Origin of the sequence: Chryseobacterium sp. KMC2 (assembly GCF_016756935.1) — a bacterium.
GTDB lineage: Bacteria > Bacteroidota > Bacteroidia > Flavobacteriales > Weeksellaceae > Chryseobacterium > Chryseobacterium rhizosphaerae.
This window is the reverse complement of record NZ_JAESIT010000014.1, coordinates 1-24,184: the sequence shown is the minus strand read 5'-3', so window position 1 is coordinate 24,184 and position 24,184 is coordinate 1. Positions and strand designations below refer to the sequence as shown.

Annotated in this window: 23 protein-coding genes; 22 read left to right on the top strand and 1 reads right to left on the bottom strand. The window is 37.3% G+C overall.

The genetic code is table 11. The annotated features are described in order from the left end of the window. The first annotated feature begins 111 nt into the window (after positions 1-111). The gene (locus JML65_RS16295) at positions 112-480 is read left to right on the top strand and encodes a hypothetical protein (protein ID WP_202271434.1); all 369 of its coding nucleotides are present in this window, start codon (positions 112-114) and stop codon (positions 478-480) included. A gap of 36 nt (positions 481-516) precedes the next feature. Here the strand turns inward: JML65_RS16295 and JML65_RS16290 are convergent, their stop codons facing one another. Beyond that, positions 517-1,218 carry a hypothetical protein gene (locus JML65_RS16290; protein ID WP_237390914.1) on the bottom strand — a complete coding sequence of 234 codons (702 nt, stop codon included), beginning with the start codon at positions 1,216-1,218 and terminating at the stop codon, positions 517-519. 96 nt (positions 1,219-1,314) lie between these two features. On the opposite strand from JML65_RS16290, the gene JML65_RS16285 reads away from it, so the two are divergent. From JML65_RS16285 to JML65_RS23885, 21 genes are all read left to right on the top strand, one after another. Further along, a complete protein-coding gene (locus tag JML65_RS16285; RefSeq protein ID WP_202271433.1) occupies positions 1,315-1,887 on the top strand; it encodes a C40 family peptidase in 573 nt (190 codons plus the stop codon). A gap of 16 nt (positions 1,888-1,903) precedes the next feature. Then, positions 1,904-2,230, top strand: coding sequence for a LytR/AlgR family response regulator transcription factor (locus tag JML65_RS16280; RefSeq protein ID WP_202271432.1), 327 nt, complete (start codon positions 1,904-1,906; stop codon positions 2,228-2,230). Between the two features lie 108 nt (positions 2,231-2,338). Further along, on the top strand, positions 2,339-2,734 hold the full coding sequence (locus tag JML65_RS16275; protein WP_202271431.1) for a DUF2255 family protein: 396 nt from the start codon (positions 2,339-2,341) through the stop codon (positions 2,732-2,734). Between the two features lie 94 nt (positions 2,735-2,828). Continuing rightward, the gene (locus JML65_RS16270) at positions 2,829-3,437 is read left to right on the top strand and encodes a methyltransferase family protein (protein WP_202271430.1); all 609 of its coding nucleotides are present in this window, start codon (positions 2,829-2,831) and stop codon (positions 3,435-3,437) included. An 85-nt stretch (positions 3,438-3,522) separates the two neighbouring features. Beyond that, the gene (locus JML65_RS16265; protein ID WP_047492905.1) at positions 3,523-4,335 is read left to right on the top strand and encodes a 2,3,4,5-tetrahydropyridine-2,6-dicarboxylate N-succinyltransferase; all 813 of its coding nucleotides are present in this window, start codon (positions 3,523-3,525) and stop codon (positions 4,333-4,335) included. Positions 4,336-4,359: 24 nt separating this feature from the next. Further along, the gene (locus JML65_RS16260) at positions 4,360-5,523 is read left to right on the top strand and encodes a glycosyltransferase family 87 protein (protein WP_047492900.1); all 1,164 of its coding nucleotides are present in this window, start codon (positions 4,360-4,362) and stop codon (positions 5,521-5,523) included. Positions 5,524-5,526: 3 nt separating this feature from the next. Next, positions 5,527-6,456, top strand: coding sequence for a glycosyltransferase family 2 protein (locus JML65_RS16255; protein WP_202271429.1), 930 nt, complete (start codon positions 5,527-5,529; stop codon positions 6,454-6,456). Position 6,457: 1 nt separating this feature from the next. Then, the gene (locus JML65_RS16250) at positions 6,458-7,234 is read left to right on the top strand and encodes a polysaccharide deacetylase family protein (protein WP_202271428.1); all 777 of its coding nucleotides are present in this window, start codon (positions 6,458-6,460) and stop codon (positions 7,232-7,234) included. 88 nt (positions 7,235-7,322) lie between these two features. Then, the gene (locus JML65_RS16245) at positions 7,323-8,420 is read left to right on the top strand and encodes a glycosyltransferase family 4 protein (RefSeq protein ID WP_202271427.1); all 1,098 of its coding nucleotides are present in this window, start codon (positions 7,323-7,325) and stop codon (positions 8,418-8,420) included. 248 nt (positions 8,421-8,668) lie between these two features. Further along, complete coding sequence (hisG, locus tag JML65_RS16240) at positions 8,669-9,526, top strand: ATP phosphoribosyltransferase (protein WP_202271426.1); 858 nt, start codon at positions 8,669-8,671, stop codon at positions 9,524-9,526. Between the two features lie 11 nt (positions 9,527-9,537). Beyond that, positions 9,538-10,815 carry a histidinol dehydrogenase gene (gene hisD / locus JML65_RS16235; RefSeq protein ID WP_202271425.1) on the top strand — a complete coding sequence of 426 codons (1,278 nt, stop codon included), beginning with the start codon at positions 9,538-9,540 and terminating at the stop codon, positions 10,813-10,815. A gap of 1 nt (position 10,816) precedes the next feature. Next, a complete protein-coding gene (gene hisC / locus JML65_RS16230; RefSeq protein WP_202271424.1) occupies positions 10,817-11,848 on the top strand; it encodes a histidinol-phosphate transaminase in 1,032 nt (343 codons plus the stop codon). Then, positions 11,845-12,939 carry a bifunctional histidinol-phosphatase/imidazoleglycerol-phosphate dehydratase HisB gene (gene hisB / locus JML65_RS16225; RefSeq protein WP_202271423.1) on the top strand — a complete coding sequence of 365 codons (1,095 nt, stop codon included), beginning with the start codon at positions 11,845-11,847 and terminating at the stop codon, positions 12,937-12,939. The genes hisC and hisB overlap by 4 nt, the downstream gene beginning before the upstream one ends. A 2-nt stretch (positions 12,940-12,941) precedes the next feature. Continuing rightward, positions 12,942-13,520 (top strand): imidazole glycerol phosphate synthase subunit HisH, encoded by a 579-nt coding sequence (gene hisH, locus JML65_RS16220; protein WP_202271422.1) that lies wholly within the window; start codon positions 12,942-12,944, stop codon positions 13,518-13,520. A gap of 1 nt (position 13,521) precedes the next feature. Next, positions 13,522-14,244 (top strand): 1-(5-phosphoribosyl)-5-[(5-phosphoribosylamino)methylideneamino]imidazole-4-carboxamide isomerase, encoded by a 723-nt coding sequence (hisA, locus tag JML65_RS16215; RefSeq protein WP_202271421.1) that lies wholly within the window; start codon positions 13,522-13,524, stop codon positions 14,242-14,244. Then, positions 14,237-14,989: an imidazole glycerol phosphate synthase subunit HisF gene (hisF, locus tag JML65_RS16210; protein WP_202271420.1), complete on the top strand. Its 753-nt coding sequence runs from the start codon at positions 14,237-14,239 to the stop codon at positions 14,987-14,989. Before hisA ends, hisF begins: the two co-directional genes overlap by 8 nt. Continuing rightward, positions 14,986-15,573 carry a bifunctional phosphoribosyl-AMP cyclohydrolase/phosphoribosyl-ATP diphosphatase HisIE gene (hisIE, locus tag JML65_RS16205; protein WP_202271419.1) on the top strand — a complete coding sequence of 196 codons (588 nt, stop codon included), beginning with the start codon at positions 14,986-14,988 and terminating at the stop codon, positions 15,571-15,573. Before hisF ends, hisIE begins: the two co-directional genes overlap by 4 nt. 220 nt (positions 15,574-15,793) lie before the next feature. Next, positions 15,794-17,440: a T9SS type A sorting domain-containing protein gene (locus JML65_RS16200; protein ID WP_202271418.1), complete on the top strand. Its 1,647-nt coding sequence runs from the start codon at positions 15,794-15,796 to the stop codon at positions 17,438-17,440. 4 nt (positions 17,441-17,444) lie between these two features. Further along, complete coding sequence (locus JML65_RS16195; RefSeq protein ID WP_202271417.1) at positions 17,445-20,297, top strand: hypothetical protein; 2,853 nt, start codon at positions 17,445-17,447, stop codon at positions 20,295-20,297. Between the two features lie 7 nt (positions 20,298-20,304). Continuing rightward, positions 20,305-23,943: a DUF6443 domain-containing protein gene (locus tag JML65_RS16190; protein WP_237390913.1), complete on the top strand. Its 3,639-nt coding sequence runs from the start codon at positions 20,305-20,307 to the stop codon at positions 23,941-23,943. A 9-nt stretch (positions 23,944-23,952) separates the two neighbouring features. Beyond that, a partial coding sequence (locus JML65_RS23885; protein ID WP_237390912.1) for a hypothetical protein occupies positions 23,953-24,184 on the top strand: 232 nt, incomplete at its 3' end.

Below are 24,184 nucleotides of genomic sequence, written 5' to 3'. Positions count from 1 at the left end.
GCACGAACAAAAAATAATAAATATTAAACACTATTCTTTGTCACAGGATGTTTTCTGAACAAAACGGAAACAGAGAATAACAGGATTTTAGGTTATAAAACTACTGAAACTATGAAGAAATTTTTTTTACTTTTATTAACGGCGTTTTTATTTATCGGTTGTAGCTCTGATGATGACACTATTTATGATTATATAGGAACATGGTCAGGAACTTATGAAGGGAGTGACAAGGGAGTCTGGAATATTGTGGTAGATAATGCCGGAAAAGTGACAGGTACCATGCATTCTGATGTAAATAACGAAAATTATAATATTTCCGGTAATCTAAGTACTTCAGGAGATTTAACTGCAGTAGTAGGGCTTCCGTCAAAAGGAGATTTCAGAGGAACCTTAAATACGGATAAAAAAGGAAATGGAAATTGGTCCAACTCACTTCCCACCCCTGCAAAATCAGGAAGCTGGAAAGGAGAAAAAAAATAAAATAGAAAGTCTGCAGAGCCCTGCAGACTTTTTTATTTACACAAATCCCATATGAGTAATCATGTGGGATTCTTTTTTCAAGGCTACAAAATAGATCAGAAAATCATCCTCTGCAAATTGCTTTTTAAAACTGATCTTTTTCTTATTTTCCAGTATCATATGTTCTTCAGCATATTCAGCAGTGTAATGCTCGAAATCCAGCCTGATCGTTACAATATCAGCCCTATAAGATGGTAAGCTTTCATCCAGGAAAAGAGTCTGATCCCGGATTTCAGCTTTTGAGGATAAATTTTTTGTGTTACCCAACGGAAATCCTCTGAGAAGAGCTTTTCCTTCTTCTGTTTTTAATCCTTCCTTTACAGTTCTTTTACCTCTTTCCGATATGGTGTCAAGGTCTTTAATTTCGGTCATCCGCTTCGCAAACTTCTGGTAGAGGAGGGGATCTCCTGCTTCTTTTATATAGTCGGCCAAACTGGCCCGTATGATTTTTCCGACTTTTGAACAGTGCCCAAATTCTGAACTGTTCTGTCTTACTTTTTCATAAGAAGGGCTCTTTTTAAAAGCCGTTTTATTGAACCCACTTTTCTTCCGAACCACATTTTTGCCGTTCAGATTATAAAAAACCAGGTCACCCACAGCTCCTTTGATCTTGATGAGACTTTCATACGTTGCCATATTGCTATTGCCAAAATTGAATCCAAATATAGGAATAAATAATGGAGATTTAAATTTTAACATATATTTATCATATAGTTGTAGTATAGTTATACCGTAATTAAATTATAAAATGTATATTTGTATATAATTAGTTAATTAAGTAAAAACCAGAGGAGTATGGGACCGGAATTATTTGTAAAAAAACTAAGAATAAAGCAGCTGGCTGTTCTAATGATAGCTTCTGCTATTGTCGTTTCCTGTGGATCATCAAAAAGTGCTTCTGCCCATAAAAAATCAGGATCTAAAACGGTGGCAAAATCTGAAAACCTTAGAAGACTTGATTCTAAATTTGATGGAAAAGTCCCAAGATCGGCGAATGATATCCTGAAAGATGCTGAGAAATATATTGGAACTCCCTATAAATTTGGAGGGAATACTTCTTCCGGATTCGACTGTTCCGGGTTTACGGTAAAAGTATTTGAAGAAAATGCTTTCACCCTTCCAAGAAGATCGTCAGACCAGGCCGATGCCGGGAAAAATATAGATATTACCGATGTTAAACCCGGAGATCTGTTATTTTTTTCAACAGCGGGAGGAAGCAGGGTTTCCCATGTAGGAATTGTTCATGATATTGGACCCGATGGGGAAGTGAAGTTTATCCATGCTTCTACCTCAAAAGGAGTGATTATTTCATCCCTGAACGAAAAATACTGGAATAAAGCCTATCTTCATGCCCAAAGAGTTTTGTAACTCATTATAATTTGTAATGGAGAACAGGACATTTGCTTTTGTTAAAACAGATAAAAAACTGATAAAGCTTTTCTTTAAAGATATTACCATCATTAAAGGATTGGGAAACTATGTTGAAGTCCATACCCTTAACCATAAAAGATATATTTATTACAAAAGCCTTAAGGAACTGATTGACAACTTACCCGATGGGTTTATGAGGGTACACAATTCATATATCGTCAATATCATTAATATAGAATCCTTTGAAGACAATCAGCTGACATGTGGAACATTGAAAATTGCTGTTGCTAAAAGCTATAAAGAATGCCTTACTACTGCTCTCAATACAATGATGCTTTAGATCATCTGGATCATAAAAATGTATAAAGACATACTATTTTTAACCAGTTGAATAATAAAGTTTGTATTCTTTTCCTGTTATTCTAGTTTTACAAAAAAAACGTTGAGTATGAATAACAGCAAAGCACTGGAGTACATAAAAACAAATTCTATTATCGGAATAAAAGCCGGAAACCAAAGACCTGATTTTTTAGAAATCTGGATGGTGGTCGTCTGGGATAGGATATTTGCCAGATCCTGGGGACTGGCCGAACGAAGCTGGTACCATTCTTTTGTAAAAGATCCTATGGGACAGATCCAATGTGGTGATACCATCTACACTATAAAGGCAATAATTCCCAATGACATCAATGAACTTACCAACGAAATTAATCAGGCTTACCTGACAAAATACAATACAGGGCAAAATATCCGATACTCAAAAGGAATCATTCGTCAGAAACATATTGATCACACCATGGAATTGATTATTTGTGACGTATTCATCATTAGAAATGAAATCTAATGCCTCTGATAAAAAATCATATTGTCGATGGAATTAAATGATTGCAATAGCATTGCATCCCCAATCTGATGAAATTTGTAGAAAACTATAGATTATGACAGACTTCATGAGATTTTTTATTCCTCTGTATTTTATCGTGTTTTTTACCGTTTCGTTTTTGGGAATCAGTTTTACAGTAGCCCGAAAAATTGGTAAAAACCCGAATGTCCTTCCAAAAGATGACTCAGCCTATGGGCTAATTGGTTTTTATTTTAAAATCACTATAATAACGCTGTTCATCTATACTGTGCTTTTTCTGTTGTTTCCCCAGACTGTTTTTTCAACTTTCAGAATCAATATTATGGATCTTGATAGCATAAGGTATGCTGGGATAACCTTAATGATAACCGCTTTTATTTGGGTGGTTACTGCCCAGGTTCAGATGAAAAACTCATGGCGTATCGGCATCGACTGTAAGACAAAAACGGAACTGATCACCCATGGATTATTCAGATTTTCAAGAAATCCTATATTTCTGGGGATGATGGTAAGTCTTATAGGATTTTTTCTTGCTTTCCCTACGGTCATTGCTTTTATCTTTTCACTGATGGGGTGTATTTTGATGCAGATTCAGATCAGGCTTGAAGAAGAGTATTTGCAAAAACAACACGGACAGGCTTATCTAACTTATAAAAAGAGGGTTGGACGGATGCTGAGCCTTTAGCAAAAGCATAAAGTTAACAGGTATTTTGCTGAACTTTTTTGTATCTTTGGCCGTATAATTTTTCAAACTAATTTAAATAAGAAACATGTCGTTACAACAAACAATTGAAAACATTTGGGATAACAGAGATTTATTACAAAATGAAGACAGCCAGAAAGCGATAAGAGAGGTGATTTCTTTACTTGATTCAGGAGAACTTCGTGTAGCTGAACCTACAGAAAATGGATGGCAGGTAAACGAATGGGTGAAGAAAGCAGTAGTAATGTATTTCCCAATCCAGAAAATGGAAACTATTGAAGTAGGACCATTTGAATTTCATGACAAAATTCCTTTAAAGAAAAATTATGCAGAAAAAGGAGTAAGAGTTGTACCTCATGCTATTGCAAGAGAAGGATCTTTTGTAGCTTCAGGAGTAATTTTGATGCCTTCTTATGTAAATATTGGGGCGTATGTAGATTCAGGAACTATGGTAGATACCTGGGCTACAGTAGGAAGCTGTGCACAAATCGGTAAAAACGTACACTTAAGTGGTGGAGTTGGTATCGGTGGGGTATTAGAGCCGTTACAGGCTGCTCCGGTAATTATTGAAGATGATTGTTTCATCGGTTCAAGATGTATAGTTGTAGAAGGAGTTCATGTGGAAAAAGAAGCCGTACTGGGAGCGAATGTTGTATTGACAGCATCTACAAAAATTATTGATGTGACAGGAAGTGAGCCTATTGAAATAAAAGGAAGAGTGCCTGCACGTTCAGTAGTTATTCCTGGAAGTTATACAAAGCAATATCCTGCCGGAGAATATCAGGTTCCATGTGCTCTTATTATCGGACAGAGAAAAGAATCTACAGATAAGAAGACTTCACTTAATGATGCTTTGAGGGAAAATAATGTAGCTGTATAGTTTACAACCATAAAAAATGCCACATTGAAGGAAAAAATTTCATCATTTATACTAAACCCTAAATATATATTTGGGGTTTATATTATTACCGCCATTGCTACAGCCTTGTCAAAATATTCGAGGGGAGAGCGTGCCTACAATAATTACCTGATTTTTAAGAACGTTTTTTTTAACACGCTTAAAGAAAGAAACCTTTATCTTTCTTATCCAGAATACCTGGATGTTAATCATTATGGAGTATTCTTTAGTGTGATTATTGCTCCCTTTGCAATGCTTCCGGATTGGGCAGGTCTAATCCTTTGGAATGTAGCCAATGTGTTGGTTTTCCTACTGGCAGCGAAAAAATTACCGTTCTCAGAAAGAAATAAATCCTTTTTCTTATGGCTTTGTTTACAGGAGTTTATCACCTCCAGCCTTCACCAACAGTTTAATGTGGCACTGGCAGGATTGATTATTCTTTCTGCAGCTCATATTTACAGAAAAGAAGAAGTACAGTCTGCTTTATCAATCTGCATAGGTTTTTTTGTGAAGATCTATGGAATTGTAGGGCTTTCCTCATTCTTCTTCATAAAAGATAAAAAGAAATTCATACTTTCCTTTATTGTTATTTCCTTAGCATTTCTGGCTATTCCGATGTTATATTCATCTGTTCATTTCGGTCTGCAGTCTTATGTAGACTGGTTTGTAGAATTGAAACATAAAAATATGGAGAACCAGCAGCTTGGAAACTTTCAGGATATTTCCCTGATGGGATTTGTGAGAAGAGTACTTGGGGATGCTACAATTCCCAATACGATATTTCTGGCTATCGGAGTTCCGCTTTTCTTTTTACCTTACCTGAGAATCAGCCAGTATAAATATCTGGGTTTTAAACTGTCCATTTTAGCCTCTTCATTATTGTTTGTGGTGTTGTTCAGTTCAAGTTCTGAGCCACCTACCTATATTATTGCTGTGGCGGGTGCTGTTATTTGGTTTTTGATTCAGGAAAAGAAAAGTCCGGTAGTGATTGCCATGTTGGTTTTTCTGATTCTGTTTACGTGTTTTTCAACTTCAGATTTATTTCCAAAAACAGTAAAAGAGAACTTTATTCTGAAGTATGCCATTAAAGCTGTTCCATGTGTGGTGATATGGCTAAGGCTTACCTGGGAGCTGATGACTAAAAAATATACAGATAAATTATCATACTAACTCATGAAGAAAATCTCAATTGTCATTCCTGCTCATAATGAAGAAGGTAATGTTGCATTAGTCCATGAAAGAATCAGGGATGTTTTTTCCGGGTTGGAAAACTATCATTATGAAGTTATTTTTGTTAATGACGGAAGCAGAGACAATACCCAGCAGCGATTGGAAGAACTGTCTCAGGAGTTTGAAGAAGTAAAATATATTGAATTTTCGAGAAATTTCGGCCATCAGCCCGCTGTAAAGGCCGGGATGGATAATGCCAATGGCAATGCCGTCATTTCGATGGATGGTGATCTTCAGCATCCTCCAGAACTGATTCCTGAAATGATCAAAAAATGGGAAGAAGGCTATGATATTGTATTTACTGTCAGAACTTATCCCAAAGAAATATCTTTTTTTAAAAGAAAAACATCAGATTTTTTCTATAAAATATTATCCGGTTTATCCGATGTTAATTTAACAAAAGGAGGCGGTTCAGATTTCAGATTAATGGATGCCAATGCTGTTGAAGTAATGCGTACCTTTACCGAAGACGATTTATTCCTCAGAGGTCTCACCAGCTGGATGGGATTCAAACAGGCCGGAATTGATTTTAAGGCTGATACAAGATTATCCGGGGAAAGCAGCTATAATTTTAAAAAAATGCTCACTTTTGCCTTTACGGGAATTACAGCTTTTAGTGTAAAACCGTTGTATCTGGCCGCTTATTTAGGATTTTTATTTTCAGCACTTTCCATTGTGGGATACGGCACTTATGTCATCCATTCATTTGTTGCAAAAACCGAAATTTCAGGTTGGGCATCTCTGATTATGACTATTGTCTTTTTTGGAGGACTGCAATTGATCATTATGGGAATTATGGGAATTTATTTAGGTAAAATATTTAAGCAGGTGAAAGACAGACCTAATTATATTATTAAAAACAAAAATTTTTAAAATGGTATTATTGAGTTTTGATATCGAAGAATTTGATATGCCATTAGAGTATAAGGGTGAAATTCCCTTTGAAAAGCAAATTTCAATTTCGCAGACAGGACTGGAAAGGATATTGGATATCCTTAAAAAACATCAGGCAAAAGCTACCTTCTTTTCTACGGTAGTTTTTGCTGAAAATAGTAAACACCTTATTGAAAGGTTATTAAAAGAAGGCCATGAGCTGGCTTCCCACACATGGTTTCATTCGGAATTTGAAGAAAAACACCTGAAAGAATCAAGGGAAAAATTACAGGAATTATTCTCAACAGAAGTAACGGGATTAAGAATGCCAAGGATGATGCCCGTGGATGAAAAAGCGGTTGAAAAAGCCGGATATTCTTATAATTCATCTGTTAATCCCACTTTTCTTCCGGGAAGATATAACAATTTAAAGGTATCAAGGACCTATTTCAAAGAGGGGAATGTAACTCAAATTCCAGCTTCAGTATCACCCAATTTCAGAATTCCTTTATTCTGGTTGAGTTTTCATAATTTTCCTTTATCATTCTATAAAAAACTGGCTTCAGATACCCTGAAAAAGGATAAATATCTGAATGTTTATTTTCATCCGTGGGAATTTGCAGAAATTAAAGAGGAGGCATTCAAGCTTCCCGGATTTACGGTGAAAAATTCAGGAAAAGATATGGTAGAGAGGTTTGATTCATTCGTGGGCTGGCTTAAAGAAAAAGGCCATCAGTTTGGTACCTTTCAGGAGTTTCAAAAACAGATACAACGATGATATTAGCATCAGCGAAGTTTCATCATAAACAAACCCAGACGAAAGTAACAATTGCCTGTGGTTTTATAAATAAAATAAACAGATCCCTATGAAAATTGCCTTTGACGCAAAACGTTTTTTTCACAATACGTCCGGTTTGGGTAATTATTCCAGAGACCTTGTAAGAATACTTTCTCAATATTATCCTGATAATCAGTATATGTTGTTTAATGAAAACACCTCTGAGCGGGGAAAAGATATTCTGGACCGTCCGGATGTCCTGTTTGTTGAAACCTCAAAAGGAAGTCTTTCAAGGCAGCTGAAAATGGGAAAAGATGCCCAGAAACAGGGTGCTGATATTTTCCATGGTCTATCCGGTGAACTGCCGTTGAAATGGGATAAAACACCTATCAAAAAAGTGGTTACGATCCATGATCTGATCTTTATGAGATATCCTCAGTATTATTCTTTTTTTGACAGGAAAATTCATTTCTGGAAATTTAAAAAAGCAGCTGACACAGCCGATAAAATTATTGCCATTTCGGAACAGACCAAAAGAGATATTATCCACTATTTAAAAGTTCCGGAAACTAAAATTGAAGTGATTTACCAGGGCTGTCATAAAGCTTTTAAAGAACAGCAGTCTGAGGAATTTATGCAGTCTGTAAAAGAAAAATGTAAGCTTCCTGAAAGATTTATTCTGAATGTGGGAACGATAGAGGAGCGAAAAAACCTTCTGAATATTGTAAAAGGAATCCACGGAACAGATATTCCTCTGGTAGTAGTGGGAAGAAAGACAAAATATTATCAAAAGATAGAACGCTTCCTGAAAAAGAACAATATGGTAAAGCAAGTCCTGTTTTTGGAAGGGGTTTCCATGGACGAACTGGCTGCGATCTATAAACTGGCTGATATTTTTGTGTACCCAAGTTTCTTTGAAGGCTTTGGAATCCCGGTGATAGAAGCACTTTTCTCAAAAACAGTGACGGTGACCAGCAATACGAGCTGCCTACCTGAAGCGGGAGGAAGTGATTCCGTCTATATTGATCCCAATAATGCTCTCGACATTGGAGCTAAAATAAAATTTTTATGGGAAAATGAATCTGAAAGGAAACGTCGTGTAGAAAGGAGTTTCGAGTTTGTTCAGAAGTTTAATGACCAACCTATTGCAGAGGAGCTGATGAATTTTTATCAAAAAATTATCTGAAAAAACTTTGCATTTTAAAAATAAACCCTACATTTGTACCACAATTCAATACAATGAAACCCATTTTTTTAGCATTACATCATTATTATCATCATCTCTGTTAGGCGGAATTGATTGATATATGTGCATGCTAAAATCAAAAATAATAAAAACCGTCTGAGTAAATAGGCGGTTTTTTTGTTTCCTGAATTCACCTCAGAAATTTTCAATCAATCAGTTTTTATTTACTCGGACTCAAAAAAGACGAAATGAGTAAAATAAAAATTGCAATCCAGAAAAGCGGTCGGCTCTACGAAGAATCTTTACAGCTTCTCAAAGACTGTGGAATATTTGTCAACAACGGTAAAGACCAGCTTAAAGTTTCGGTAGATAATTTTCCGATGGAAATCATGTACCTGCGAAACTCAGACATTCCTCAGTATCTTGAAGATGGGGTGGTGGATATCGCTATTGTAGGCGAAAATCTTTTGATAGAAAAAGCAAAAGATATCCGGATCATTCAGCAGCTTGGTTTTTCCAAGTGCAGGGTTTCCCTTGCTGTTCCCAAAGAGGTGGAAACGGATGAACTGTCTTATTTTCAAGGGCGAAAAATCGCAACTTCCTATCCCAATACCCTAAAGACTTTCTTAGAAAAAAAAGGAATTACTTCAGATATACACATCATCTCAGGTTCTGTAGAAATTGCACCTAATATTGGTCTGGCAGATGGGATCTGCGATATCGTAAGTTCTGGAAGTACTTTGTTTAAGAATGGACTAAGAGAAACTGTCAGCCTTCTTAAATCGGAAGCTGTGCTTGCCCAAACCCCTAAACTGTCTCAGGATAAAGAAGTTATTCTCGAAAAGCTTTTATTCAGAATCAAGGCTGTTTTAAAGGCGAAAAAATCAAAGTATATCCTGATGAATGTTCCTAATGAAAAAATAGCGAAGGTAGAAGATGTTCTTCCTGTCCTTAAAAGCCCTACGGTAATCCCTCTGGCAGAAGAAGGGTGGAGCAGTATTCATTCTGTGATTGATGAAGAAAGATTCTGGGACGTGATTGACGAACTGAAAGAAAACGGAGCCCAGGACATACTCATTATTCCAATTGATAAAATGGTCATTTAAAACACATACCTATGAAAATATACAGATATCCGAATAAGAATATATGGGCAGATTTAGTACAGAGGCCCGTTTTAGAAAGAGCAGAAATCTCAGGACTTGTTGCTGAAATATTTGAAGAAGTAGAAAGAAATGGAGATTCAGCACTTCTTGCATTTAACAGGAAATTTGATCAGGCAGAAACTGATGGTGTCATCGTTTTGGAATCAGAAATTGAAGAAGCCGAAAAGCTGGTTAGCAGTGAGTTAAAGAAAGCTATTCAGCAGGCAAAAGACAATATCTTTCAGTTCCACGAATCACAGAAGCAGAAAGTTCAGAAAATTGAAACAACGAAAGGAGTCATTTGTTGGAGAGAAAATCGTGCTGTTGAAAAGGTAGGGATTTACATCCCGGGAGGAACAGCTCCTTTATTCTCGACGGTTTTAATGCTTGCCATACCGGCTAATCTTGCCGGATGTAAGGAAGTTATTCTCTGTACCCCACCGGATAAAAACGGAAATGTCAATCCTGCGATTCTTTATACAGCAAAACTATGTGGAATATCCAAAGTTTTTAAAACCGGAGGAGCTCAGGCTATTGCTGCCATGACTCTGGGAACAGAAAGTATTCCCAAGGTATACAAAATTTTCGGACCGGGAAATCAGTTTGTGGTTGCTGCCAAAGAATATGCCCAACGATATGGAGTCGCCATTGATATGCCTGCAGGACCAAGCGAAGTTCTTGTGATTGCGGATGAGCAAGCTGTGCCGGATTTCTGTGCTGCAGACCTGCTTTCACAGGCTGAGCACGGCAGTGACAGTCAGGTGATTTTCGTGGCTACCGACCTTAAAGTTTTCAATGAGACAATGAATGCTATTGATCAGCAAATCAAAAAATTGCCAAGAAATGAAATGGCAGGAAAAGCACTGGAAAATAGCTGCTTTATCCTGGTAAATTCCTTAGAAGAAGCTCTTGAGTTCAGCAACCTGTATGCACCGGAACACCTTATTTTGGCAATGAAGGATTTTAAAAAATACATTCCAATGGTCCAGAATGCAGGATCGGTTTTCTTAGGAAATTACTCCTGTGAGAGTGCAGGAGATTATGCCAGCGGAACCAATCACACGCTCCCTACAAATGCTTATGCAAGAAATTATAGCGGGGTTTCCCTGGATAGTTTTGTCAAGAAAATAACCTTCCAGCATCTCTCTGAAGAAGGACTTCAGAATTTAGGAAAAACAATAGAGCTCATGGCAGAAGCGGAAGGACTCTTTGCCCACAAAAATGCAGTATCAATAAGATTAAAACGATAAAATGAAAAATATGAATATCAATACTTTAGTACGGGATAATATTTTAAAACTACAGCCTTACATCAGCTTCAGGGATCATAATGAATTTAGCAGTCCTGTGCTGCTGGATGCCAATGAAAGCCCGTTCGGAGAATTTAACCGTTACCCGGATTCTACCCAGAAAAAACTTAAAAATAAACTGGCGGGTCTTAAAAAAGTATCTCCTTCACAGATTGCTGTTGGAAATGGAAGTGATGAACTTATTGATCTGATTATTAAGGTTTTTTGTGAGCCTAAAAAAGATTCGATACTTATGATGAATCCTTCTTTTGCCATGTATGGGTTCTATGCAGCGATCAATGAAAATAAAGTATTGAAGTTGGATCTGGATGAAAATTTTGAAATTGTCAAAGATGATTTTTTAAAAATTATACAGGAACAGCCCATCAAAATATTCTTTCTGTGCTCACCCAATAATCCAACAGGAAACAACATAGAAGATATTGAATTTTATATTCAGAATTTTGAAGGAATTGTAGTGGTTGATGAAGCCTATATTGAGTTTTCTGAAAACAAATCAAGCCTGGAACTTCTAGATCAGTATCCTAATCTGATTGTTTTACAGACTTTTTCCAAAGCCTGGGGGACTGCAGGTGCAAGAGTAGGAATGGCTTATGCTTCTGAAGAAATTATACGCCTCATTAATACGGTAAAAGCACCTTATAACGTTAATTCTTTAAGTCAGCAGCTGATTCTGGAAACGATTGATAATGAAGAGAGACTTAAAGAAAACGTCAATAGCATCTTAAAAGAAAGACTATGGCTGAAAGAACAGTTTAAAGAGGTAGATTGTATTTCAAAAGTTTTTCCTACCGATGCCAATTTCTTTTTGATCGAACTGAAAAATGTGGAAGGCGTTTATGACAGGATGCTGGAAAATGAAATTCTGACAAGCAAAAGAGATCCCGCAATTCCCGGATGTATCAGGATTAATATCGGAAACCGTAAAGAAAATGAAATGTTGATTACCGTTTTAAAAAATATTCAATTATGAAAAAAGTGCTTTTTATAGACCGTGACGGAACCCTGATTATTGAACCTCCTATAGATTTTCAGGTGGATTCCCTGGAGAAACTTGAATTTTATCCGGGAGTATTTCAGAACCTTTCCAAAATAGCTAATGAATTGGATTATGAACTGGTAATGGTAACTAATCAGGATGGGTTGGGAACAGATAGTTTTCCTTTCGAAGATTTTATAAAACCTCACGATAAAATGTTGAAAGCTTTCGAAAATGAAGGCATATTTTTCAGTGATATTGTAATAGATAAAAGCTTTGAATATGAGAATCTGCCTACCCGAAAACCGGGTGTTGGAATGCTTGGAAAATATATCTACGGGAATTATGACCTGGAAAATTCATATGTAATTGGTGATAGAGGTAGTGATGTGCAACTAGCTGTAAATTTGGGATGTAAAGCAATTTATATTAATAATGACTTTAATAATGAATCTGCGCTTAGTACGACCCGGTGGGCAGAGATCTATCAGTTTTTAAAGCAGGGAATGAGAAGCGCCAAAGTATCCAGAAAGACGAATGAAACAGAGATTGAAATTGAGATCAATTTGGATGGAAGCGGGAATTCTGAAATTTCTACAGGATTACACTTTTTTGATCACATGCTGGAGCAGATTGCCAGACACGGAAATATGGATCTTGTCATACAAGTAAAAGGAGATCTTAAAGTGGATGAACACCACACCATAGAAGATACAGGAATTGTATTGGGAGAAGCCGTTGTAAAAGCCTTAGGTAAGAAAAAAGGAATTGAAAGATATGGATTTTTACTGCCTATGGATGATTGCCTGGCACAAGTGGCTATTGATTTCGGAGGAAGATCCTGGCTGGTATGGGATGCCGAATTTAAAAGGGAAAAAATTGGCGACGTACCAACAGAAATGTTCTCACACTTCTTTAAATCTTTTACGGATGCTTCAAAATCCAATCTGAATATCAAAGCGGAAGGAACCAATGAACACCACAAAATAGAATCTATTTTCAAAGCATTTGCAAAGGCCGTTAAAATGGCAGTAAACCAATCTGATATTAACTATAATTTACCTTCTACAAAAGGAAGTTTATAATCATGATAGCTATAATAAAATATAACGGAGGGAATGTAAGTTCAGTTCAAAATGCACTGAACAGGCTGAAGGTAGATTCTGTAATTACAGATGATCTTGAGCAGATTATAAAAGCGGATAAAGTTATTTTTCCAGGGGTAGGTGAAGCCTCTTCTACCATGAAGCTGCTGAAAGAGAAAAGGCTGGATGTACTTATTCCAAGCCTTAAGCAGCCTGTCCTGGGGATTTGTCTGGGAATGCAGCTGATGTGTGGGGATAACGAAGAAGGAGATATCCGCGGAATGGGAATTTTTAATGTGAAGGTAAAACGGTTCCCACCCACAGATTTAGTTCCTCATATGGGCTGGAATACGGTTTCAGACCAGGAATCATCTCTTTTTTTAGGAATTGAAAAGAATAATGATGTTTATTTTGTCCACAGCTTTTATTGTGAACTGTCTGATTTTACAACTTCTGTGTGTGATTATATCCTGCCGTTCAGTTCATCGTTGCAAAAGGATAATTTTTATGCCGTACAGTTTCACCCGGAGAAATCCGGAGGAATCGGAAGTCAAATATTAACCAACTTTATTAAACTATAACATGAAAATTATTCCAGCCATTGATATTATCGACGGAAAATGTGTGCGCCTGTCAAAAGGAGATTACACCACAAAAAAGATATATAACGAAAACCCTGTAGAAGTTGCCAAAGAGTTTGAAAATTTTGGAATCCGGTATCTTCATTTGGTAGATCTTGACGGAGCAAAATCAAAACACATTGTTAACCGGAAAGTCCTGGAAGATATTGCCGGAGCAACATCTCTTCATATTGATTTTGGAGGTGGGCTAAAAACACAGGAGGATATTGAAACTGCATTCAGTTCCGGAGCACAGCAGATTACATTGGGAAGTATTGCCGTTCAGGATCCTGAATTCTGTTTTGGAATGATTGAAAAATATGGTACTGAGAAAATCATCCTGGGGGCAGACTGTGACAACAGGAAAATTAAAACCTCCGGCTGGCAGGAAGAAAGTGATAAAGATATTATTGATTTTATGCTTCAATATCAGAAAAAAGGAATTCAGCATGTTATATGTACTGATATTGCCAAGGACGGCATGCTGGAAGGACCTTCTACAGGACTGTATATTGAGATTTTATACAAAACGGGAATACAGCTTACGGCAAGCGGTGGCATTTCAGGCATCAAAGACGTCTATAAAATGAAAGATATCGGATGTTCCGGGACTATTATCGGAAAAGCCATTTACGAGGGGAAAATAAGCTTACAACAACTTCAGAACTTTATTGAAAATGCTTAAAAAAAGAATTATTCCATGTTTGGATATTAAAGAAGGCTCCACAGTAAAAGGGGTGAACTTTGAAGGACTTCGCAATGCCGGAGATCCTGTGGAGCTGGCTGTAAAATACGAACAGGAGGGAGCTGATGAGCTTGTTTTTCTGGATATTACGGCCACTATTGAAGAAAGAAAAACCTTTGTTGAATTGGTGAGAAAGATAGGTAACGAACTGAGCATACCTTTTACCGTAGGCGGTGGAATTTCCTCTGTTGAGGATGTCAGAAAGCTTCTGGAGGCAGGTGCGGATAAAATCAGCATCAATTCTTCCGCAGTCAAAAACCCACAGCTCATTTCTACACTGGCAAAGGAATTTGGCAGTCAATGTGTAGTGGTCGCAATTGATACCCGTCTGGCAGGGAATATTGATTGGGTGCATATAAAAGGAGGACGCGAAAAAACAGAATGGATGACGTTGGAATGGGCCAGAGAAGCAGAATCTTTGGGAGCAGGGGAAATTCTTTTAACTTCTATGGATGGCGACGGAACAAAAAACGGTTTTGATCTCCGGATTACAAAACTGGTTTCTGAAAATGTGGGTATTCCGGTCATTGCCTCGGGAGGAGCTGGAAATGCTGTTGATTTTCTTAAAGTCTTTAATGAAACAAAAGCTACAGGAGCATTGGCAGCCAGTGTTTTTCATTTTAATGAAATCGGAATTATGGACTTGAAAGAATTATTAAAATCTAAAAAAATTTACGTAAGATGAAAATTAACTTTGATAAAAGCAATGGGCTTATTCCTGTCATTATTCAGGACAATAGAACCCTTCAGGTGGTGATGCTGGGATATATGAATGAAGAAGCTTTTGAAAAAACAAAAAAGGAAGGGGTAGTCACCTTTTTCAGCCGCTCCAAAAACAGACTCTGGACAAAAGGGGAAGAGTCCGGCAATTTTTTAACGGTAAAAGATATCAAGATAGACTGTGATCAGGATACTGTTTTAATAAAAGTGATTCCACGGAATGGGGTCTGCCATACAGGAAGCTTCAGTTGTTTTGGAAATAAGGATTCCAAGGGATTTCTGTATGAGCTGGAAGAAAAAATATCCCAAAGGATTGACAACCGGGTAGAAGAATCATATACGTATTCTCTGTACCAGCGGGGGATTAATAAAGTAGCTCAAAAAGTAGGAGAGGAAGCGGTAGAGCTGGTAATTGAGGCTAAAGATAATAATGAGCAACTCTTTAAAAATGAAGCTGCCGACTTACTGTATCACTTCTTAATTTTACTGAAAACAAAAGGCTATACTTTGGAAGAAATAGAAGAGATCCTCCAAAGCAGAAACCGATAAAACCTTTGAATTTTTCAAAGGTTTTTTTATGGAATTGAATTGTTTCTTAGAACAGTCTATGGATGATTTTAATCACTCAAACATCTAAACTAAGGTATTGGTGAAAATTTTACTCCGTAAGCAATTAATTATTGATATATTTTCACTATATAGTGATGTAATATTGCTTTGTATTGTTTAAAAATATTAGTTTTCCGAAAGATATATCAACAATACAAATATGAAAAAACTCTACATGAGTGCATTTACTGTATGCACTATCCTGGGTCTATCTGCTCAGGAAGTCATCTGGCAGAAAGACATCAAATCTTCCACCCAGGATTTTCTCAATCAGGTGATCACAACCATTGACCAACAATATCTTATCACAGGAAGCAGCATTCAGGCTAAAAGTCAGTCACTAGCTGCCAATAGCCAAAAGCTCAATAACGGTTACGATTTTCATTTGGTAAAACTCAACCAGCAGGGCGAACAGGTTTGGGAGAAATATTTTGCCGGGCAAAACCACGACTATTTATCAGGAACTGTGACCACTCAGGATGGAGGATTTCTGGTTTCAGGAACCTCTTATTCCGGGAAAGGACTGGATAAAAAAGATGATTCCAAAGGGGGATCAGATATCTGGCTGATCAGGCTGAATGAATTTGGGGATGAACTGTGGCAGAAAACTTTGGGAACTTCCTCAGATGAAGAAGCCAAAGCAGTGATTCAAACTACAGATTTAGGTTTTTTTGTGGCCGGAAATATTCAAAACTCATCCAAAGGTTACGGATCAAAAGATGTCTGGATCACCAGACTGGATAAAGACGGAAAAGAATTGTCTGAGCTTATTTTGGGAGGAAGAGGCTTGGATGAAGTAGAAAAAATGATACCCACGAAAGACGGCGGAGCATTGTTAGGAATCTATTCAAGGAGTTCTGAGGTTCGGGGTTCGGGTTCTGGAGTTGGGAATCCCGAGACTAAACCCTCGACTGAAAGACCCGCTTCCTCAATAGCCATTAGCCAAATGCCAAAAGCCAGCAGCAATTTTGGCGAAGGTGACTACTGGATCATAAAGCTGGATAAAACTGGAAAAGTAGAATGGGAAAAGAACTTTGGCGGGAAAGGCGATGATCATATCAGAACCCTGGCTCTAACTTCAAACGGTTTTATCATCGGTGGAGAATCCAGATCCGAGAGATCCGGAAACAAATCAGTAGGTATTGAAGAAGGCACAGACCTTTGGCTGATCTCGCTGAATGAAAGAGGAGATGAACAATGGCAGAAATCCTACAATTTCAAGAACAGGGATATTTTAATGGGGATGAATGTGATACAGAGCCAAGAGCCAAGATCCAGGAACCAGGATGCCACAAAAGGAATATTGCTGGGAGGGTATACCCAGGCGGAAGGAAGAATAGGGAAGGATGATGAGACTTTCTGGATGCTATATCTGGATGGCAACGGCAATGAACAATGGAGAAAACATGTGAGTGGAGACTCGAGAAAAAGAGAGGAGAGACTTTCGGATTTGAGACTTAACAGAGACGGCTCTATTATTCTGGCAGGAACCAGTGCTGAGGAATTAGGAAAAGAGAACTGGAAGATCGTAAAGCTGGGAGACAAACAGGTGGATCAGTTAATAGAAAAGCATGATATCAAGATCTATCCAAACCCTGTTTCAGATTATGCTTATGTGGAAATCGGCTTTAATTTCAAAGAAGCAGATATTATGCTGTATGATATGAGCGGAAGACAGCTTCAGAGTATAAAAACTAAAAATAATGTTACCAAGATCAATACACAGGCTCTTGTACAAGGCGCTTACCTGGTGACCATCAAAACGGATACTAATAAAACGACGAATGCTAAACTGATTAAAAAATAACACCATGATAAAGAAAATAGATATACATAGTCTTATACTGCTATTCCTACTCCTATTTGGAATACAGCAAATGTATGCCCAAAACAGTATTAGTGAACCCATAAAAAGTTCGATTGCTTCACCATCAAACTTCTCATTATCCAGCTATTCCAATGTTCCGGTTAATGAAGCTACAGGACTCCCTGATATAAATATTTCACTTTTAAGCGTTCCGATTGATAACGCTATAAACTATCCGATCAGCTTAAACTATAATGTCAAAAATCATGAAAATGAAGATCGAATCAGTGATATTGGATTTGGATGGTCATTGCTGGGAACAAGTGTTATTTATAAAAAAATAATTGGTACTCTGGACGAATGTTATGACCATCAATCTACATCCCCGAATCTTGGCATTCAATCTGATGATATTTATTATTACAATTTACCTGGTTTATCAGGAAAGTTTATATTCGAAAGAGATTTTAATGCCAATACCATTAATCTGGTTAACCTAAGCCCTAATAATGCCAAAATAGAATATATGAGGGAAGGTAATACAGGAATCATATTCAGAGCAGATACCTTTACCCTAACCGCTGATAATGGTTATAAATATTATTTTCAGCAGTACGACCATAATCAATTTGATTGTTCCAGCAGCATCCCCGTCTTTAAATCTTCCTATTATCTTACAAAAATTGTGAACCCAATAGGAGCAGAGATTGTAACAGTAGACTATGAGAAGAAAACAAAGACCTCATCTATACCCACTGGACAGGTTATATATCAATACTGTAAAATAAAGTCTATAAAAACGCCCAAGGGAGAAGTTTCGTTTGATTTCGTCTATGATGAAAGCCTTGAAAAGACGGTGAATGACCCTTACACCTTACAAAAGATTACACTAAAAAATCCGGCAGGTGAAATCTTGTACAGCTATGTAATAGATAATAGCATTCTCACCCATCCTTATGATGATCCATTAAAAAGAAAACGGATCTTAAACTTTGTACGAAAAAATGATAAAAATGGTACAAAGATCGAGCAGACTTCTTTTACTTATAAAAATTTTGCAGATGCATTGGGACGTACTAAGGATGGTATTTTAGAAAAAATAATAAGCCCTACGGGAGGAGTTGTTCAATATAATTATGAAAATAATGAAAAGTTTTTTGATTATAATGACCCTAGCTATCTGAATTATTTGGAAATATATGGTTATGATCCTGTTGTTCAAACTAAAGAAACCCTATATAATTCATCATTCAATACTGAAACGGCAAAGATTTACAATTTTACAATCCCCGGAGATGTGAATATTGCTAAAAAATTTGAAATGATGATTGCTATACAAGACTATAGTTATCCGGATCCGGAAGACCCTTTCTTTCCCAACGGTCCAAAGCCCAGCACCAAAAATCCTAGCTTAGCATTTACTCTCAAAAAAGGAACAGAGCAAGTCAGAAGTAAGGTATATAAAACAGGGGGAGGGGACACATTTGAATTTTTTAATACAGCAGGGAACTATACCCTTGAAATTGTATCAGCAGATCAGGCAAAAGGCAGTGGTTTTTTTTCAATCATAGGAAGGAAATTTTTACCGGGCCCTTTTAGAAATTCAGTTCCGGCAGAGGGAAACAGAATTAAAAATATCCAATATTATAAAGATATATCAGCAACATCGTCAGAAAGAGCTATCAATTACGGTTATGATTCCTTTACCTTAAATGACAGCAGCAGTGGATATCTGGTTAATAGTGAAAGAGAGGATAGCGCAGAACGTTATTCTTCTTATATTCTCTATAAGAATGTTAAAGTCTGGGAAAATGGTAAAGGCTACACAAAAAAGACTTTTACAATACCTGATGACTATCCAAAAGTGCAAAATGGAGGAACACAATTAGAGCCTACTTATTTTTGGCCTTACTATAATGTAACAAAAGCAGGCTTGCCTCATAAAGAAGATATTTATGATGAGCAGAATACTTTATTGGCATCCAATGAACTTAATTATGAATTAGACTATTATTCTGACAAAGAATATAATTTGAACTTTTACGCCGGAAAGTATTCTAGCAAACCCTCTTTTATTAAAAAAGTAGCTCAGAAAGAAAAATTATATTATCCCGGTGGAAAAGTATTGGAGAGTGAATCGGAAACCCAGATTAATACCCAGAATTTTAAGCCGTCCTATATAAAGTCGGTTGCCAATGGAGAAACCACTGAAAAATTTTTGAGTTATCCCATGAACCTGTCCGGTTACACTCATCTGCAAAATGCATTTATGACAGGACTCCCTGTAGAAACTCAGGAAAAGGAAAATGGAAAACTCGTATCCAGGTCAACAACATTATTTAATAATAATTCTTTATTACCAACCTCTGTTGTTACAAGCAATATAGCAGACGGAAGCACCAGAGAAAGCTTAAAAATGGATGTATATGATGATAAAGGAAACCTTCTTCAGGTTTCCAATTCAGCAGGATATACTACTGCCATGATCTATGGGTACAACCAGACCTCTTTAATTGCAAAAGTTGAAGGAGCTACCTATAATCAGGTCGCTTCTCTGGCAGCAGATATTATTCAGGCGTCTAACAATGATAACCTGAATGCTGCCCATGAACCTGCATTGATTACCGCATTGGACAATTTCAGGAATAATCCTGCCCTGGCTGGTTATCAGATAACTACCTATACCTATGACCCTGTTGTGGGGATCACAAGTACAACCCCACCGTCAGGATTAAGAGAAATCTATCAGTATGATAATGTGGGAAGGCTGAAAGCTGTAAAAAGAATGGAAAAAGATTCCGGCGGGTCTGTCACTTTTACCACTTTAAAAGAATATCAGTACAACAATAAACCATAATCTAATCATGAAAAAGATATTAAATATATTAAGTTTGTTGTTTGTGTCTCTATGTTTTTCACAAACCAACCTTACCTCATCAGAAAATTATATTTACAGCAAAAGCTGTCTTACCAAGGACTGTTCCAAAGCTTCAGAAACGGTACAGTATTTTGACAGCTGGGGAAAACCCATTCAGGTTATTGATATAAAAGCAACTCCACAGGGGAAAGATATGGTAAGCCATATTGAATACGATCCGTTGGGAAGACAGGTGAAAAACTATCTTCCGGTACCACAGGCAGGGACCCAGAACGGAAGTATCTATACCTCTCCGTTGGCTAATGCTAACGCTGTATATGGCTCGGAGAAAATCTATTCCGAAAAGATACTGGAAAATTCTCCATTAGAAAGAGTATTGCAACAAATAGAGGTGGGAAATCAATGGACTGGTAAACCCGTGAATTTTAATTACGATGCCAATACCGACGGTGAAATAACCCGGTATACCGTTTCAACTAGCTGGCTGGAAGGAAGAACAAAATATGAGGTCACCAAGTCAGGGACCTTCAGTGGCAATACATTGGCTAAGAATACTATTACCAATGAAGATGGAAACATAAGCACAGCATTCAAAAACAAAAAAGGACAGACTATCCTTATCAGAAAAAAAGTTGATGGGCAGAATGCAGATACCTATTATCTCTATAATGAATTTAACCAGCTGGCTTATGTAATTCCTCCACTGGCTTCCCAAGCCGGCTCAGTGGATCAGACTACATTGGATAACCTTTGTTACCAGTATCATTATGATGGCTGGAACAGGCTGGTAGAGAAGAAGATTCCGGGGAAAGGCTGGGAATATTTTGTATATGACAGGCAGGAAAGGCTGGTAGCTACTCAGGATGCCAATTTAAAGGCAAAAGGACAATGGCTATACACCAAGTATGATCAGTTTTCAAGAGTGATTATGACCGGAATATGCCAGGCTATGGGGAGTACGCGTTTAGAAGAACAGAATTATGTCAATACAAAAGGAAGCAATAGTGAAACCAGAAGTTCTGGTGTATCTATGAACTATAGCGGAATGGATATCTATTATTCCGTTACCCAGGGTTATCCCCAATATGATAAAGTTTATAATTTCCTAAGCCTTAATTATTATGACACCTATCCTGTGGGAACACCAGCTATTCCTCCACAGGTACTTGGAGAAAATACCCTGCAGGATAATGTCCAAAACTCTATCATAAGTACAAAAGGATTAGCTACCGCAAGCTATGTGAAAAATACCGAAGCCAGTGATATAGGATGGACAAAGAAGTATATCTACTATGACACCAAAGGAAGAGTGGTGAGTGCACATTCCATCAACCATCTTGGTGGCTATACCAGGACCGAGTCTGAACTGGACTTTATTGGAATGGTAAAGCAGTCCAAGGTATATCATAAGAGAATTTCATCCGATACAGAAAAGGTCATTATACAAACTTATGAATATGATAACGGGAACCGTCTGAAAAAACAATGGCATCAGGTCAATGGAAACCCTCAGGAATTATTAAAAGAGAATACCTATAATGAACTTTCCCAGCTTACTAATAAAAAAGTAGGAAACAATCTCCAGAGTATATATTATGCCTACAATATCAGAGGCTGGATGACCAAAGTCAACGATCCATCCAATTTAGATGGAAAGCTCTTTGGGTATGAAATGAAATATACCAATCCCGTTAATACCAACATCACACCGGGAATATTTAGTGGGAATATTGCGGAAATTGATTGGAATAATGCTTCAGAAAATATATTGAAACGGTATAATTATACATATGATGGTCTTGACAGACTTAAAAATGGGGTGTATTCAGAACCCAATTCTTCAGTACCGTTCAATAATTATTTCAATGAAAGTCCTACCTATGACCTGAATGGAAATATCAAGACCTTGCAAAGGAATGCCTTTCCTGTTATTGGAGTTACTGCAACACAGGCAGATAACCTGGAGTATCAGTATACCGGGAACAGGCTGGACAAAGTGATAGAAAAATCTCTCAACAATACAGGCTACGAGGGAGGCAATAACCTGATCGATTATGATCAGAACGGGAATATGACCAGTATGAAGGATAAAGGAATCCAGAATATGACCTACAATTTTCTGGATCTTCCGGGCAGTCTTTTTATTACTCAGACTAGTGGTTTTGGTGCTGCTAACGTCAGTTTAGATTACCTTTACTCTGCCGATGGTACCAAGCTTAGAAAAACCTACAGTAGCGGAGGAGGAAAGCTGACATCTTCTGTGATCAGGCTAACAGACTATCTGGATGGTTTCCAGTATACCTATACCGAAAAAAGCTTGGCGTGTATTACCTGCAGGACGGAGGTGGCCTATGAAGAGCAGGCCTACAAAAGCATTGCACTTGAGGGAGGAATAGGATGGATACTGGATTTTGTACCCACCTCCGAAGGCTATTACAGTTTCAGGGAAAACCGTTATATTTACCTGTACAATGACCACCTTGGGAATGCAAGGGTAAGTTTTGTAAGAAACAGCGCAGGAGCTCCTGAAATTATTGATACCAACAACTATTACCCTTTTGGGCTCAACCATATCGGAGGATCGTTCTCTTCTAAATTAGGCAGTCCTTATTCCTATAAATACAATGGGAAAGAGCTTCAGGAAACAGGAATGTATGACTATGGATGGAGACAATATATGCCGGATCTGGGAAGATGGAACGGCATGGATAAGCTTGAAGAGAAATATTATAGCACCAGCCCAAATGCTTATGTAATGAACAATCCGGTGATGAGCTTTGACCCTGACGGAAGGGAAATAAAATTTTTTGGGGGAGGCATTGATCCCAGCACTACCATTTATGGAGGGGATTATTCCGGAATTTCATCATTTTCACCATTTGGAGGATATAGCGGGATGAGTGGAGGTCTTGCTTTTGGGAAAACACAGGCCTATGGAGATTTAATGAATGCGCTTCAAAACGGGGGAGACTTTTCTTTGAAAACGCATAATGGATATATGAGCTGGTGGACGGGAGGTGCTGCAGGAAATGCCAATACTTCACAGGAGATGATAGCGCATATGCTGAATTTGAATTCTTATGAATATGATTCTGAAATGCATAAAACCTCACAAACTCTTAGGACATGGTCTGGATATGCTTTTTCAGCCAATAAGTTTGTATTTCAACCTGCTGCCGACAGAGCTGTTTTATATGGAGCTGGGGAAGCTTACTCTACCACCAATTTGGTCTTTGAAAAAGCATTACCAAAGATATTAGGCTCAAGAAGAATATACGTGCCATTGATGGAAGTAAGTGTTAAAAATGCACAAAGGCTTGCTGTAGGAACCAGAATTGCAGGAACAGCATTAGGTATAGCAGGAATAGCTTTAGCAGGAAATGATATTAAAAATAATGGAGTAACAACATCTAATTCATTAGATCTTGTAATGTCTGTATTGGCTGTTTCACCTACAGGTTGGGGACAAGCAATAGCAGGGACTTATTTTATTGCTAACGGAATTACAACATTAGTAACAGGAAAAGATATAGGACAACATATTGAAGGTGCTGTTAATACCTATTATAATAATGGCGTAAGAGCAGAAGAACAAAAAAAATATAACGCAGCCATGGGCTATTAAAAATTATATATGATACTTATTGATTACTTATATTACCAAATAGTTAATTTCTATAAACATTTCAATAAAGATGGAGCTGAAAAAGGATATGGAATTGTAATGACTTGTGGATTACCATTCTTAAATTTGGTATTTATATTAATGATTTTAGATCATTTTTATGGTACAAATAGTTTACCATCAAATAAATATTTTGTATTAATATATTCTTTACCTTTTATTTTACTTATAGGATTAAGAT